The 13,830-nt window shown below is 55.5% G+C and carries 15 protein-coding genes; 8 read left to right on the top strand and 7 right to left on the bottom strand.

The features are described 5' to 3' along the window. Positions 1-16 precede the first annotated feature (16 nt). Positions 17-1,222: a cysteine desulfurase CsdA gene (gene csdA / locus JEM67_RS22180; RefSeq protein ID WP_199637689.1), complete on the bottom strand. Its 1,206-nt coding sequence runs from the start codon at positions 1,220-1,222 to the stop codon at positions 17-19. A 194-nt stretch (positions 1,223-1,416) separates the two neighbouring features. On the opposite strand from csdA, the gene JEM67_RS22175 reads away from it, so the two are divergent. From JEM67_RS22175 to rlmM, 4 genes are all read left to right on the top strand, one after another. Next, complete coding sequence (locus JEM67_RS22175) at positions 1,417-1,641, top strand: YgdI/YgdR family lipoprotein (protein WP_004952250.1); 225 nt, start codon at positions 1,417-1,419, stop codon at positions 1,639-1,641. A 392-nt stretch (positions 1,642-2,033) separates the two neighbouring features. Then, complete coding sequence (locus tag JEM67_RS22170; protein ID WP_004952248.1) at positions 2,034-2,951, top strand: transcriptional regulator GcvA; 918 nt, start codon at positions 2,034-2,036, stop codon at positions 2,949-2,951. Between the two features lie 51 nt (positions 2,952-3,002). After that, positions 3,003-3,398 carry a DUF423 domain-containing protein gene (locus tag JEM67_RS22165; RefSeq protein ID WP_126484852.1) on the top strand — a complete coding sequence of 132 codons (396 nt, stop codon included), beginning with the start codon at positions 3,003-3,005 and terminating at the stop codon, positions 3,396-3,398. After that, positions 3,391-4,494: a 23S rRNA (cytidine(2498)-2'-O)-methyltransferase RlmM gene (rlmM, locus tag JEM67_RS22160; protein WP_013814279.1), complete on the top strand. Its 1,104-nt coding sequence runs from the start codon at positions 3,391-3,393 to the stop codon at positions 4,492-4,494. Before JEM67_RS22165 ends, rlmM begins: the two co-directional genes overlap by 8 nt. 246 nt (positions 4,495-4,740) lie before the next feature. Here rlmM and xni read toward each other — a convergent pair whose 3' ends face one another. The 3 genes from xni to queF form a co-directional block, all read right to left on the bottom strand. Further along, on the bottom strand, positions 4,741-5,499 hold the full coding sequence (gene xni / locus JEM67_RS22155) for a flap endonuclease Xni (RefSeq protein WP_004952241.1): 759 nt from the start codon (positions 5,497-5,499) through the stop codon (positions 4,741-4,743). 216 nt (positions 5,500-5,715) lie between these two features. Beyond that, positions 5,716-7,080 carry a nucleotide 5'-monophosphate nucleosidase PpnN gene (gene ppnN / locus JEM67_RS22150; RefSeq protein WP_004952240.1) on the bottom strand — a complete coding sequence of 455 codons (1,365 nt, stop codon included), beginning with the start codon at positions 7,078-7,080 and terminating at the stop codon, positions 5,716-5,718. A gap of 179 nt (positions 7,081-7,259) precedes the next feature. Then, complete coding sequence (queF, locus tag JEM67_RS22145; RefSeq protein ID WP_199637687.1) at positions 7,260-8,105, bottom strand: NADPH-dependent 7-cyano-7-deazaguanine reductase QueF; 846 nt, start codon at positions 8,103-8,105, stop codon at positions 7,260-7,262. Between the two features lie 63 nt (positions 8,106-8,168). On the opposite strand from queF, the gene syd reads away from it, so the two are divergent. After that, positions 8,169-8,720: a SecY-interacting protein gene (gene syd, locus JEM67_RS22140; RefSeq protein ID WP_199637685.1), complete on the top strand. Its 552-nt coding sequence runs from the start codon at positions 8,169-8,171 to the stop codon at positions 8,718-8,720. A gap of 619 nt (positions 8,721-9,339) precedes the next feature. Here syd and JEM67_RS22135 read toward each other — a convergent pair. Then, positions 9,340-10,578 (bottom strand): MFS transporter, encoded by a 1,239-nt coding sequence (locus tag JEM67_RS22135; protein WP_004952237.1) that lies wholly within the window; start codon positions 10,576-10,578, stop codon positions 9,340-9,342. Between the two features lie 184 nt (positions 10,579-10,762). Here JEM67_RS22135 and JEM67_RS22130 point away from each other — a divergent pair, with 184 nt between their 5' ends. The 3 genes from JEM67_RS22130 to JEM67_RS22120 are packed head-to-tail and all read left to right on the top strand — an operon-like array spanning position 10,763 to position 12,345. Next, complete coding sequence (locus tag JEM67_RS22130) at positions 10,763-11,092, top strand: YqcC family protein (RefSeq protein WP_004952236.1); 330 nt, start codon at positions 10,763-10,765, stop codon at positions 11,090-11,092. Beyond that, positions 11,092-11,865 carry a tRNA pseudouridine(65) synthase TruC gene (truC, locus tag JEM67_RS22125; protein WP_199637683.1) on the top strand — a complete coding sequence of 258 codons (774 nt, stop codon included), beginning with the start codon at positions 11,092-11,094 and terminating at the stop codon, positions 11,863-11,865. The genes JEM67_RS22130 and truC overlap by 1 nt, the downstream gene beginning before the upstream one ends. Positions 11,866-11,895: 30 nt before the next feature. Further along, on the top strand, positions 11,896-12,345 hold the full coding sequence (locus JEM67_RS22120) for a flavodoxin (protein WP_199637681.1): 450 nt from the start codon (positions 11,896-11,898) through the stop codon (positions 12,343-12,345). 113 nt (positions 12,346-12,458) lie between these two features. On the opposite strand, the gene JEM67_RS22115 is transcribed toward JEM67_RS22120, so the two are convergent. Next, positions 12,459-12,848, bottom strand: a complete 390-nt coding sequence (locus JEM67_RS22115; protein WP_004952233.1) for a DUF3461 family protein — start codon at positions 12,846-12,848, stop codon at positions 12,459-12,461. Between the two features lie 129 nt (positions 12,849-12,977). Then, a complete protein-coding gene (gene dapD / locus JEM67_RS22110; protein WP_006327543.1) occupies positions 12,978-13,802 on the bottom strand; it encodes a 2,3,4,5-tetrahydropyridine-2,6-dicarboxylate N-succinyltransferase in 825 nt (274 codons plus the stop codon). Positions 13,803-13,830: the final 28 nt, after the last annotated feature.

Raw genomic sequence — 13,830 nt, 5'->3', positions numbered from 1 at the left:
CGTCTCCGAAGTTAATTTAGTCGGCCAGCAGATCTATGGCGTTGATCAGCGCTGTCACCAGGTTTTCAACGTCTTCCGTGGTGTTGTAAGGCGCGAATGACGCACGCAGTGTACCGCTGACGCCCAACGCCGCCATCAGCGGTTGGGCACAGTGCTGGCCGGCTCGCAGCGCGATGCCTTGTTCTGCCAGCAGGGTGACGATATCACTGTGATGAATGCCGGCAATATCAAATGCCAGCAGGCTGGAACCTGAACAGCGGAAGCTGCGAAAACCCGGTAACTGTGCCAGCCGTTGCTCGGCCAGATCGGCCAGGCCACGGCTGTAGCGCTCGGCGCCCGCCCTATCCTGAGTGCCAAGCCATTCCAACGCGGCAGCCAGCCCCAGTACGCCGGCGATATTGGGTGTGCCGGCCTCAAAGCAGTGCGGTGGTTTCTGCGGCGTGAAGCCCTCGAATGACGCCTGGGTCAGCATTTTACCGCCACCTTGCCACGGCGCCATCAGTGCCAGTAATTCGCTTTTTCCGTACAGCGCACCGATGCCGGTCGGGCCATACAGTTTGTGGCCGGAGAAAGCGTAAAAATCAATATCAAGCTGCTGAACGTCGGCCGGGCAGTGCACTATGCCCTGTGCTCCGTCGATCATCACGCGCGCGCCGACGCCGTGGGCCAGAGCGATGGCTTTTGCCAGATCCGGGCAACCGCCGGTGACGTTGGACATTTGCCCCAGCGCCAACAGCCGGGTTTTATCGTTGAGCAGCCTGGGGAGCCGTGTCAGGTCTGGCAGACGATCGGCACCAAGCGGCAATTTTACCACCCGCGTGCCAGTTTGTTCCGCCACCATCAACCAGGGGATCAGGTTGGCGTGGTGTTCGGCTTCGCTCACCAGAATTTCGTCACCCGGTTGCAACCGGGGACGGGCATAGCTTTGCGCCACCAGATTGATTGCCTCGGTGGTGCCGCGTACCCAAATAATGTCATCGGCCGTGGGGGCGTTGATCAGCGTAGCGACCTGCTGGCGCGCCTGTTCGAAGCGGGCGGTCAAATCCTGCGCCGCGCGGTGTTGGCTGCGATGCACCGTGGCGGCGTCGTCACGGTAAAACTGCTGCGTCGCCGCGATAACTGCCAGCGGCTTCAACGCGGTGGCGGCGCTGTCGAGATAACTTCCCGCCTGCAGCAGGGCCGGAAACTGATTACGAAAATCGGTGGGATTAAAAGGTGTCATACCCTGATTGTCACTGGCTGAGTCAATGGGTGATCCTGTCCTATTTTTTCGTCGGAGACAAGTTCTCCCGTCCATTAGGACTTATCGCCTGGAAATCTCTGATAAGTTTGTTATGCTATTAAGTGCCTACCAAGTAATGGCGTTAAATAACATAAAAGGTTTTTTACAGCATTTTTATCTACAAGGAGTCCGCAATGAAGAAAACAGCCGCAGTTATTTCTGCTCTGATGCTAACGTTTACCCTGGCCGCATGTTCCAGCAATTACGTAATGCATACCAATGATGGACGCACCATTGTCGCTGACGGAAAACCCAAGGTGGATAACGACACAGGCATGATCAGCTATAAAGACGCCAACGGCGTTGAACAGCAGATCAACCGTTCAGACGTGAAAGAGATGGTTGAAAGCAACCAGTAACGTCGTCAAAAAACGGGCAAAAAAAAGCACCGCAAATATTGCGGTGCTGCATAAAATCACTATGGACAGACAGGGTAAATGTACAGGAAGTGAAAAAACAGTAGCTTAGCTACCATGTCTGGATTGCCAGACAATTTGCAAACACAACATCACAACCACAAGCCAAAAGTTCATCGGCGTCCTCGACACCCACTCCCTTTTCGTTCCGGCCCGGGAAGTGCCGCCACTATAGGTATTTGCTGGCGCATGCTCAACGGACAATTTATAATGGCTCGGATTAAAAAAACTAATGATAGCGGTTTGCTGTCGTGGACCTGTAACTTGGTACACAGCGTCGCCTGATTTTTTATGCCGAATCATTCGGAATATTGTTACACAAAAGTAGCTAATAAATGTCTAAACGCTTACCACCTCTCAATGCGCTGCGGGTCTTCGACGCGGCGGCTCGCCACCTGAGTTTCACCAAAGCGGCAGAAGAGCTGTTCGTTACCCAGGCCGCCGTGAGCCATCAGATCAAGTCGCTGGAGGACTTCCTCGGCCTGAAGCTGTTTCGGCGGCGCAACCGCTCTCTGCTGCTGACGGAAGAAGGGCAAAGTTATTACCTGGATATCAAGGAAATCTTCTCTTCAATCAACGAAGCTACCCGCAAGTTGCAGGCGCGCAGTGCCAAGGGGGCATTAACCGTCAGTTTGCCGCCGAGTTTCGCCATTCAGTGGTTGGTGCCGAGGCTCTCTGGCTTTAACTCAGCTTATCCGGGGATCGACGTGCGTATCCAGGCGGTGGACCGTGAGGAAGAGAAGCTGGCGGACGATGTCGATGTAGCGATTTTTTATGGTCGCGGCAATTGGCCAGGGGTGCGCGCCGAACGTTTATACGCGGAATATCTGTTGCCTGTGTGTTCACCCAGCCTGCTGACCGGGGAACATGCGTTAAAAGTGACGGACGATCTGGCTTATCACACGTTACTGCATGATACTTCACGCCGCGATTGGCTGGCTTATACCCGACAGTTGGGATTGCAGCACATTAATGTGCAACAGGGGCCGATTTTCAGCCACAGCGCAATGGTGGTTCAGGCCGCGGTTCATGGTCAGGGAGTAGCGCTGGTGAATAACGTGATGGCGCAGACTGAAATCGAAGCCGGGCGGCTGGTTTGCCCGTTTAACGATGTGCTGGTCAGTAAAAACGCTTTTTATCTGGTATGCCATGACAGCCAGGCAGAACTGGGTAAAATAGCCGCCTTTCGTCAGTGGATCCTGGCACGGGCAGCCAGCGAGCAGGAGAAGTTCCGCTTTCGCTATGAACAATAAGGCCGGCCGCCGCTCTACTGCAGCCGGTTTTCTTCAATAAGGTAAATAACGATGAGCAGTCGTTCAATGCTGATTTTTGCTGCTATCAGCGGCTTTGTATTTGTTGCCCTGGGCGCGTTTGGCGCGCACGTATTAAACGGCACGCTGGGTGCAAACGAGATGGCCTGGATCCGTACCGGGTTGGATTACCAAGGGTTCCATACCCTGGCGGTCCTGGTGCTGGCGGTGGCGATGCAGCGCCGCGTCAGCCTGTGGTTTTATTGGAGCGGGGCGCTGTTGGCGCTCGGCACCGTACTGTTCAGCGGCAGTCTGTACTGTCTGGCGCTGTCACACCTGAAGGTCTGGGTCTATATCACGCCGGTTGGCGGCGTGTGCTTCCTGATCGGTTGGGCATTGATGTTGATTGGCGCTTTGCGTCTGAGGAAAAAGGCCGAGCGCCATGAATAAGCTTGCGTTGTATTGCCGTCCTGGTTTTGAAAAAGAGTGTGCGGCGGAAATTACCGCCAAGGCTGCCGAGCTGGAAGTTTTTGGTTTTGCTCGGGTAAAAGATAACAGCGGCTACGTGCTGTTCGAGTGCTATCAGCCGGATGACGCCGACCGCCTGGCGCGGGAAATCCCGTTCCGTGAACTGATTTTTGCCCGTCAGATGCTGGTGGTTGGCGAGCTGTTGCGCGACCTTCCGCCGGAAGATCGCGTGTCACCGATTGTTGGCATGTTGATTGGCGTGGTCGATCGCGGCGGTGAGCTGCGAGTGGAAGTGCCGGATACCAACGAAAGCAAAGAGCTGATGAAGTTCTGCCGTAAACTGACCGTGCCGCTGCGTGCCGCAATGCGTGAGCAAAAGGTGCTGATGGCGCGTGAGAACGCGACCCGTCCGGTGGTTCACGTGTTCTTTATCGCACCGGGTTGCTGTTATGTCGGCTACTCCTTCAGTAACAACAATTCGCCGTTCTATATGGGGATTCCACGCCTCAAGTTCCCTTCCGACGCGCCGAGCCGTTCTACGCTGAAACTGGAAGAGGCGTTCCACGTGTTCATTCCCGCCGATGAGTGGGACGAACGTTTGAGCAGTGGCATGCACGCGGTCGATCTGGGCGCTTGCCCGGGCGGCTGGACCTATCAACTGGTGCAACGCAGCATGATGGTGCATGCGGTGGATAACGGCCTGATGGCGCAGAGCCTGATGGATACCGGGCAGGTTACGCATCACCGCGCCGACGGTTTCAAATACGAGCCAAGCAGCAGCAAGATTTACTGGCTGGTGTGCGACATGGTGGAGAAACCGGCCAAGGTGACCAGCTTGATGATCCAGTGGTTGGTCAAAGGTTGGTGCCGTGAGGCGATTTTCAACCTGAAGCTGCCGATGAAAAAACGTTACGAAGAGGTTTCGCAGAATCTGCAGACCATCAAGGAAGCGTTGGACGCGGTTGGCATCAGTTCAGAAATTCACGCCAAACAGTTGTATCACGATCGTGAAGAAGTCACGGTGCATGTGCGCCGTATGTGGTCGGCGGTGCCGGGACGTCGCGACGAGCGTGAATAATTGATCGGGCGTAGGATGCGCCCTGATTTTGATGACAAAGTTGTCTTTGAACCCGAGATACCCGGGCCTAGCGCACCGAGGGGCCATTATGGGACACATCCGTGTGTCCCACCCTGCGGGCCGACATGAAGTCGTTCCAATTTGCTCCCGGCAAATTGGTCGGCGGTCAAGCCGCTACGACCCCTTAGGCACGCTCTCCCTAATAACGGGCTTTGTCAGTTGTCTGGGGCGCTGCTTGCAGCGCCTTTAGCTAACCGGTAACCGCAATTGCTGCAGGTTGCCGGTTAGCGTCAAATCGGTGCGCAGCGTGGCGACTTTTTTGCTGACGTAAGCCATGTCGCGGTGTTGTTGCAACTTGCCGCGCCATTTTTCCGCCACCTGTTCCAGGTCCTGATACAGCCCATCCAACGTACCCGCCTGTTGTAATAACAATACCGCCGTTTTCGGCCCGATGCCGGCCACGCCAGGAATTTTGCTGCTGCTAATTCCCGCCAGCCCCCAGTAATCCGCCAATTGCTGTGGCGCAACCCCGAATTCCTGTTGCACAAAGGGCATGTCCAGCCAGCGTTTCTGGAAGTAATCGCGGATCTGCACGTTGGGCGCCAACAGTTGGCAATAACCTTTGTCGGTGGACACTATCGTCACCTGATGGCCGCCGCCGGCGACCTTTGCCGTCAGCGTTGCCGCCAAATCGTCCGCCTCATTGCCCGGCGAATGCCAGCAGGCGACGCCGAGCGCTTCGAATGCCTGCCGTAGCTGTGGCATTTCCTGCTGTAAATTTTCCGGCATCGGCGAACGTCCGGCTTTGTAGTCGGGCAGAATTTGGTGACGCCAGCTTTCACTGCGGTCATCTTCATCGAATACCGCCACCGCGTGGGTTGGCCGGCTGTGCTGGATCAACTGTTGCAACGCATGCTGGCAGGCATTCACGCAGGGAGAACCCTGCACGGCGTGGATGCGGCGAATTAAGTTCAGGGCGTCAACAATCAGTAGGTGTATAGGCATTTATTCGTCGTCTTTCAAGCCGCAGCGTTGCTGACTTCACGTACCCACCCAGTTTCTGTAGTGGGCGAATATATTGCCCCGAGGAGTGCGGGCACAGCATAAGGTGCCGCCACAATACCTGAGTACGTTTGCCGCCTGGCTGCAACTTGAAATCCATAGAGTAAAGGCGGAGTAAAGTCAGATAAAAGAAGGGCGGCTTTACGCCGCCCTGAGGTATCAGGCTACGATTTCATAGCAGGGCACATAAGCGCTGCCCGGTAGCTTCATGCGGTGCTGGGCGACAAAGCCCTGCAACAGACTGTCCATTTGTTTCATCATCTGCGGCTCGCCGTGCAGTTTGTACGGGCCAAATTGTTCAATGGCATGAATGCCATTTTCCTTCACGTTGCCGGCCACGATGCCGGAAAACGCGCGGCGCAGCGCAGCGGCCAACTGTTCGGCCGGTTGGTCCGGATACAGATTGAGATTCGCCATGTTTTCGTGGCTTGGCTCAAACGGCAGTTGCAGATCGGGTGCTATGCGGATCGACCAGTTAAAACTGTAGGCATCGCCAGTGTTGCGACGGTTCTCTTTCACCAGCGGCATGGCTTTTTTCATCTGCCGCGCCACTTCGGCCGGATCGTCGATGATGATGGTGTAATGACGGCGCGCTTCGTCACCCAGGGTGTTCATGATGAACTCGTCCAGTACGCGGAAGTAATCGGCGCTCTCTTTCGGCCCGGTGAGGATCAGCGGCAATACCTGTTCGCTGTTTTCCGGATTCATCAAAATGCCCAGCAGATACAGCAGTTCTTCCGCCGTGCCGACGCCGCCCGGGAAGATGATGATGCCGTGTGCGATGCGCACGAAGGCTTCCAGACGTTTTTCGATGTCCGGCATGATCACCAGCTCATTGACCAGCGGGTTAGGCGGCTCGGCAGCGATGATAGAAGGTTCGGTCATGCCGATAAAACGGCTGTTGCGGTAGCGCTGTTGCGCATGGCCCACGGCGGCGCCTTTCATCGGCGCTTCCATTGCTCCCGGCCCACAGCCGGTGCAGATATTCAGCTCGCGCAGGCCAAGCTGGCTGCCGACCTTGCGGGCGTACAGGTATTCATTCTCATTGATGGAGTGGCCGCCCCAACACACCACCAGATTAGGATCTTCATCGAGGTGCAACGCTCGGGCGTTACGCAGGATGGAGAATACCAGGTTGGTGATGTGGGCCGAATTTTCCAGGTTCAGATGCTGGAAACGGCCGGCGCTGTCGATTTGGCCGTGAACGAACAGGATATCGCGCAGCACGGCGAACAGGTTAGCCTGCAGAGAGCGGATAATTCTGCCGTCGACAAAGGCATCTTCCGGTGGGTTCACCAGCTCGAGTTTGACCCCGCGCTCACGGCGCAGAACGTTGATATCAAAGGTTTCATAGCGTGAAAGCAGCTGTTTGCTGTTGTCGGTTTGACTGCCGGAATTCAACACGGCCAGCGAACAGTTGCGGAACAAACGGTACAAATCGCTGCTGGCGGTGCGCTTCAGCATGTCTACTTCCAGCTGCGACAGCAAATCCATAGAGCCAAGCGGGCTGATGTGTGTAATCAAGGTAACTCCTTTGCACCCGAGGCGGGGCAGTAGTAATCCATACGCAGCAGAACAGCACTCGTTATTGTTAGCGCACTGCGGTCAATGACTGGCCGCAGCCTTTCTTAACCTTACCGCCGTCCCTTGATTTTTACCAATACAAACCGCTCGTTAGCTTAGTTGTTGAGCAATGCTTCGCACTATTGGCGTGCCAGACGGCCATGCGATGGAACAAAGTCAAGGTTACTGCGCCAGGGGTTGATGTCCAGACCGCCGCGACGGGTGTAGCGTGCGTACACCGACAGGCTCTCTGGCCGGCAATAGCGCATCAGATCGTTGAAGATGCGCTCAACGCACTGTTCATGGAATTCGTTGTGGTGACGGAAGGACACCAGATAGCGCAACAGCGCTTCACGATCGATTTGCGCACCACGATACTGGATTTGCACCGACCCCCAGTCGGGTTGGTTGGTGATCAGGCAGTTGGACTTCAGCAGGTGGCTGACCAACTGCTCTTCAACCTGACGGGTGCCGGTGGCGTTCAGCAGGTAATCGGCGTTGAACTCGTAGTTATCAATACGGATGTCCTGATGATCGATGCATTCTCCGTCCAACCGGGCGATCGGGCTGCCTTCCACCTGATCGATGCTGAACAAGGCGACGCTGACATCACCCTGCGCGCAGGCGGACAGATCGCGTTGCAGCGTGCTGTGCACCGTCTCCCAGTCGGTAAATGGGGTCTGGTTAAAGCTGTTGAGGTAAAGCTTGAAGCTTTTGGATTCGATCAGGTTGATGCTGTTGGCGTTCAGGCTAATCTCGCCCACCGCGACCTGCGGCAAGCCGTTGCCGTTCAGCCAGGAGAGCTCATACAGTGTCCAGATATCGGCGCCGTGGAACGGCAGACTGTCCGGATACAAACCCAGCGGTTCACGGTTCATGCTGCGCGGCACCGCCTGCAGCAGCTGAGCGTCGTAGCGATCGCGGTACGCGGTAGGTTTGCCCAGAGTCAGTGCCGACAGGGCGTGATGGTCTTGATAGGAGGACATCTGCTGTCACCTCGGTGATAGATAGGTACAATAGCCTCCAGTTTACCGTATGCGAGAAAAAATATGGACCATGATGTACCGAACGCCCTGCGTGAATTCACCCAGCGCTATGTCGATCTTTGGCAGCAGGAGCGCGGTCATGCGCCGGCGAGCCAGGATTTGTACGGCGTGCCATCGCCTTGCATTGTAGAAACGCGCGACGATGAAGTGCTGTGGTTGCCGCAACCCTTCCCCCCGGCGATGACGTTGGAAAAGGTGGAGGTCGCGCTGGAGATACGGCTGCAACCGGACATTAACCTGTTTTATACCCAGCAGTATGCGGGGGATATGAGAGCGCAGTTCGGTGAGCACCTTGTGACCTTGCTGCAGGTGTGGAGCGAAGACGATTTTATTCGCCTGCAGGAGAATTTGATCGGCCATCTGGTGACGCAAAAGCGGCTGAAGCTGTCGCCGACGTTATTCCTGGCAACCACTGAATCTGAGATGACGATGGTCTCGCTGTGTAACGTCAGCGGCAATGTCGTGCTGGAACAATTCGGCAGCGATAAACGCACCTTGCTGGCGGCTTCGCTGGGGAATTTCCTCGATGCATTGCGCCCGCAGTTGAGTGTTTAACGCCGTATCCAGCCTCACTCGTGTGAGAGATCTCGCACACGGACTGTGAGAGATCGCTTTTATTTTTTTGTGGGCAGCGATCTGGATTGTCTTTATTGTTATCCAGATCAATTGGTTAGATTTTCTTTAGGATAACTCTTAGTGCTAATTTAGCCTGATCCTTATGCTAATCCCTTGTGAAGCCGAGATAATTAAGCGATCTTATGGTTACCGGAACGGATACGGTGGAGCAGGAAAGCATCAGGATGATGCAGCTTCAGGAAGAGGAAACGGACGCGCTCAGTGAAGAGCGAAGGACGGCGTCAGGAGATGCCAAGGATGTTTCAGGATTGAAACCAGGGACACCTCCAGGATGGAGATTGAGAGCCGGCAAAGGAGGGTTGGCGGGTCATGAAGACTAAGGAACCGCGTCAGGACGATGCTGCAGGATAGAGCAAGGATAGTTGGGTCAGGATGGCCGCAGGAAAAGTTTTCAAGGATTGAGCAGGGAGCACACTGTGTAGCGGGACAGCTATAAAACGAACCGGGGGCACTGTTAACGCAGTGCCCCCAACTTTTTATGGCGGTTTTATATCTTAAGTATCAAAGAGCGCTACCCCTTCTCAAACTCTTCGTCTTGTTAACCAATAGCGCCCAGCGTATCGCCATTGCTCTGTGTTTTCGGCAACAGGAACAGCGTGGCGTAAATATCCAACAGATATATCGCCGCCAGCAGGCTGATTGCCGCCGTGAAGGACACCTGCGTCACCAATGCCCCAATTACCAATGGCCCCAACCCGCCTACGCCGCGCCCGAGATTAAACAGAATATTTTGTGCGGTAGCGCGCACCTGGACCGGATAGGTATCGGAGATCAACGCGCCGTAGCCGCCAATCATGCCATTGACGAATAACCCCATTAGCGCGCCGGCGAACAGCATCAGCATGGGATCGCCAAGTTGCGCATAGACCACGACCATCACCACGGCGCCAATCTGATAGACAATAAATATCTTCCAGCGGGCGAAGCGATCGGCCAATACGCCAAACAGCCAGATGCCCAGCGTCATTCCGAGCACCGTTACCGCGGTCCACAGGCCAGATTTGGTCAGCGAAAAACCGAAATTTTTTGCCAGGTAGGTTGGCATCCAAATCATCAGCCCGTAATACCCGAAGTTCTGCACTGAGCACAGAATAAAAATGCCGATACTGGCTTTGCTGGTGGTGCGGTCTTTAAACAGCAGCTTTACGCGCTGGGTAAAGGAGAGCTGCTGGCCACTATTTTGCTGGCGTACGAATTCCTCCGGCTCCCCCAGAGTGCGGCGGATGAGAAATGACGCGATTGCCGGCAGTAACCCAACCAGGAACATGCCGCGCCAGCCGATATGCGTCAACAACAGTGGGGTGAGGAAAGCCGCTGCCAGAACGCCAAGCTGCCAGCCCATGCCAACATAGGCGGAGGCGCGGTTGCGCTTTTCCGCCGGCCAGGCTTCGGCAATCAGCGCCATGCCGATGCCGAACTCTCCCCCCAATCCGATCCCCGCCAGCGTGCGATAGGCGAGCAAATCCCAGTAACCCTGTGCCAGAGCGCACAGGCCGGTAAACAGAGAGAACATCAGGATGGTGATGGTCAGCACTCGGATGCGGCCAAAGCGATCGCTCAGGTGGCCGAAAATCACGCCGCCCAATACGGCGCCGATCAGCGTCCAGGTCACTAGTGAACCGGCGGCGGAAGAGGTTAGCCCCAGCTCGATGCTGATGGCCGGCAGCATAAAGCCGAGGATCAGCAGATCAAAGCCGTCCATCGCGTAGCCGGTGACTGAAGCCAGCATGGCTTTGCCGGGCGTTGCATGATTTTTTATTGGTGTGATTGCAGGCATGTGTCTAATCTTTGCGGTTTATTCGGTGAACTTATTGTGCCGTGCGGCGGCGTGCGCCACCAGATCAAATGCGGTCGATGTCATCAACTCAGCCGAATTTGGGCTATAAAGGGTAAAATGCTATGCTTTGCCGCCTTTCAGCCACGCCGCTGAATATCATGGTTTAAACGGATCGGGAATGCAGATGAGTATACAAAATCAGGTTCGCCTTAGTTTGCAGGCGATTGAACAGTCAATGCGAGAGCTGGCGCTGTGGCAAGCCACGCCGCCAGAGCCTGAAGCCTTCGCCAGCACCGAACCCTTCTGTGTAGACAGCATGCTGGCCGAAGAGTGGCTGCAATGGATATTTCTGCCGCGGATGTACGCGCTACTGGATGCGCATGCGCCACTGCCGACGCGTTTCGCCATTACGCCTTATTTTGAAGAGGCGTTGAAAGATAAGGACCCGAACTGTATGCCGCTGCTGGTGCTGCTGGAACGTTTGGATCTTATGTTGAATAAAGAACCGCAATAATGATTGAGATTCTTTATCAGGATGAGTATTTGGTGGCGGTGAACAAGCCTTCGGGCTGGCTGGTGCATCGCAGCTGGCTGGATCGCCATGAAACCCGGTTTATGATGCAGACGGTGCGTGACCAGATCGGTCAGCACGTGTTTACCGTGCATCGCCTCGACCGCCCGACCTCCGGCGTGCTGCTGATGGCGCTGTCCAGCGAAGTGGCGCGCCTGCTGTCGCAGCAGTTCGAGCAACACCAAGTGCAGAAAACCTATCATGCGGTGGTACGTGGCTACGTGCAGGAAGGGGCAACTCTCGACTACCCGCTGACGGAAGAACTGGACAAAATCGCCGACAAGCATGCCGCTGCCGATAAAGGCCCGCAGCCGGCGGTCACCCACTATCGGCCACTGGCGCAGGTGGAGATGCCGGTCGCCATTGGCCGTTATGACAGCGCGCGCTATAGCCTGCTGGAGTTGAAGCCGGAAAATGGTCGTAAGCATCAGCTGCGTCGCCATATGGTGCATCTTCGTCATCCGATCATTGGTGACAGTAAGCACGGCGACCTGCGTCAGAACCGCGGTATGGCCCAGCACTTCGGCTGCCCGCGCTTGATGCTGCACGCCAGTCATCTGCAGTTGAACCACCCTGTGACCGGTGAGCCGTTACTTATTTCCGCACGCTGGGATGAACCCTGGCAGGGAGTCATGTCGCAGTTTGGCTGGGCAGGGGTTTTCCCTGAACTCGCCGGGGTTGAGTTTAGTGCGGCTAACGGTCAGGATAACGGGTAATTTTTAAAGGTAATTGAGGGAGTAGGAGCAATGGCTCAGGTTGGAATCTTCGTGGGAACGGTCTACGGCAACTCACTGCTGGTGGCGGAAGAGGCGGAAAATATCCTTAGCGAGCAGGGGCATGAGGTCAAACTGTTTGAAGAGGGCACGCTTGAGGCTTGGCAATTCTACCGCCAGCACTATGCGCTGGTGATCACCTCTACCACCGGTCAGGGCGATTTACCGGACAGCATTGCGCCGCTGTTCAACGCCATCCGCGATCAGGTCGGCTACCAGCCGGAACTGCGCTATGGGCTGATTTCGCTCGGTGACAGCAGTTATGACAATTTCTGCGGCGCCGGGCGTGCGTTTGATGCGCTATTGCAAGAGCAGGGAGCAACCCGCGTGGGGGACGTGTTGGAAATCGATGCGATGGAACAGCCCGAGCCGGAAGTGGTTTCCTGCCCGTGGGTTGAGCAGTGGGGTTCGCTGCTGAAATAAGAGATCGACCCGCCATCTTTCAGGCGGCTTCCGACAGATTTGTTGTAGGGGGCGAAGCTATTCGCCCCGACTAATAGGGGCGCAGCATGCCGCGCCCTACAGCGAGCGGTTTTTTATTTTCCGCGGGTCAGTTTTTCCAGATCGGATTCGATCTCGGCAATCTTGTGGGATACCACGCCTTCCAGATGACGCAGGTCATCAAGAATTTTGCGTTTCAGATCCACTTCGACCTGATCGCGCTGACACAGCTGATCCAGTTCATCAATGACGTAACGCAGGTTCGGGTTGATCTCGTGAATTTCTTTGTAACCCTGGCCGGCATTATCCGCCACCACGGTTTTGCGTTGGCGCGGGTATTTGAACTTCACGCTCTTGGCAAAGAATTCGCCTTTATCCTTGCGGAAGTAAATCTTAAGAATGTCGTTATTGGCCTCCTGACGCAGGCTATAGCGATCGACATCTTCCGGTTGACTGATTCCCAAGCTTTTCAGGTTGTCATACATAATAGCGCCACCTTATAAATAGACTTTATTCCACGGTCTGGGATTATGGCGAAAAACCGTGCCAGAGACTGTGACTGCTCGCGTACTGAAGACAAAAAAATAGCGGGTGAGTCACCCGCCAGGTCTATTTTAGTCGATGGTGCGCAATAACTCATTAATGCCGACTTTACTGCGCGTTTTGGCGTCGACTTTCTTGACGATGACCGCACAGTACAGGCTGTAAGAACCGTCTTTGGACGGCAGGTTACCTGAAACCACTACCGAGCCGGCCGGGACGCGGCCGTAATGCACTTCGCCGGTTTCACGGTCATAAATGCGGGTGCTCTGGCCGAGGTAAACGCCCATGGAGATCACTGAACCTTCTTCGACGATCACGCCTTCAACCACTTCTGAACGCGCGCCGATGAAGCAGTTGTCTTCAATGATGGTCGGGTTGGCTTGCAGCGGTTCCAGTACGCCACCGATGCCGACGCCGCCGGACAGGTGAACGTTTTTGCCAATCTGCGCGCAAGAACCCACGGTAGCCCAGGTATCGACCATGGAGCCTTCGTCGACGTAAGCGCCGATATTCACGTAGGACGGCATCAATACGGTATTGCGTGCAATGAATGCGCCCTGGCGAACGGTCGCCGGCGGCACCACGCGGAAGCCTTCTTTCTGGAATCGCGCTTCGTCGTAATCGGCAAACTTCATCGGCACTTTGTCGTAGTAACGGGTTTCGGCACCGTCCATCACTTTGTTGTCGTTGATGCGGAAAGAAAGCAGCACGGCCTTTTTCAGCCACTGATGCGTAACCCACTGACCGTCAATCTTCTCGGCAACGCGCAGGGCGCCGCTGTCCAGCAGGCCGATCACCTGGTTTACCGCTTCGCGCGTTACGGTGTCTGCGTTCGCCGGAGTGATATCCGCGCGGCGTTCGAAGGCGCTTTCAATAACGTTTTGTAATTGCTGCATGCTGTTCTCTGTCCTGATGTTGTTGTCT

It is taken from the genome of Serratia sp. PAMC26656 (genome assembly GCF_016469055.2).
Classification (GTDB): domain Bacteria; phylum Pseudomonadota; class Gammaproteobacteria; order Enterobacterales; family Enterobacteriaceae; genus Serratia; species Serratia plymuthica.
The sequence above is the reverse complement of the archived record's forward strand: the minus strand, read 5'-3'. Positions and strand labels throughout refer to the sequence as shown.

Bases quoted from the DNA above. Each gene is read 5' to 3' on its own strand.
- csdA (WP_199637689.1), bottom strand. From the start codon at position 1,222: ATGACACCTTTTAATCCCACCGATTTTCGTAATCAGTTTCCGGCCCTG.
- JEM67_RS22175 (WP_004952250.1), top strand. From the start codon at position 1,417: ATGAAGAAAACAGCCGCAGTTATTTCTGCTCTGATGCTAACGTTTACC.
- JEM67_RS22170 (WP_004952248.1), top strand. From the start codon at position 2,034: ATGTCTAAACGCTTACCACCTCTCAATGCGCTGCGGGTCTTCGACGCG.
- JEM67_RS22165 (WP_126484852.1), top strand. From the start codon at position 3,003: ATGAGCAGTCGTTCAATGCTGATTTTTGCTGCTATCAGCGGCTTTGTA.
- rlmM (WP_013814279.1), top strand. From the start codon at position 3,391: ATGAATAAGCTTGCGTTGTATTGCCGTCCTGGTTTTGAAAAAGAGTGT.
- xni (WP_004952241.1), bottom strand. From the start codon at position 5,499: ATGCCTATACACCTACTGATTGTTGACGCCCTGAACTTAATTCGCCGC.
- queF (WP_199637687.1), bottom strand. From the start codon at position 8,105: ATGTCCTCCTATCAAGACCATCACGCCCTGTCGGCACTGACTCTGGGC.
- syd (WP_199637685.1), top strand. From the start codon at position 8,169: ATGGACCATGATGTACCGAACGCCCTGCGTGAATTCACCCAGCGCTAT.
- JEM67_RS22135 (WP_004952237.1), bottom strand. From the start codon at position 10,578: ATGCCTGCAATCACACCAATAAAAAATCATGCAACGCCCGGCAAAGCC.
- JEM67_RS22130 (WP_004952236.1), top strand. From the start codon at position 10,763: ATGAGTATACAAAATCAGGTTCGCCTTAGTTTGCAGGCGATTGAACAG.
- truC (WP_199637683.1), top strand. From the start codon at position 11,092: ATGATTGAGATTCTTTATCAGGATGAGTATTTGGTGGCGGTGAACAAG.
- JEM67_RS22120 (WP_199637681.1), top strand. From the start codon at position 11,896: ATGGCTCAGGTTGGAATCTTCGTGGGAACGGTCTACGGCAACTCACTG.
- JEM67_RS22115 (WP_004952233.1), bottom strand. From the start codon at position 12,848: ATGTATGACAACCTGAAAAGCTTGGGAATCAGTCAACCGGAAGATGTC.
- dapD (WP_006327543.1), bottom strand. From the start codon at position 13,802: ATGCAGCAATTACAAAACGTTATTGAAAGCGCCTTCGAACGCCGCGCG.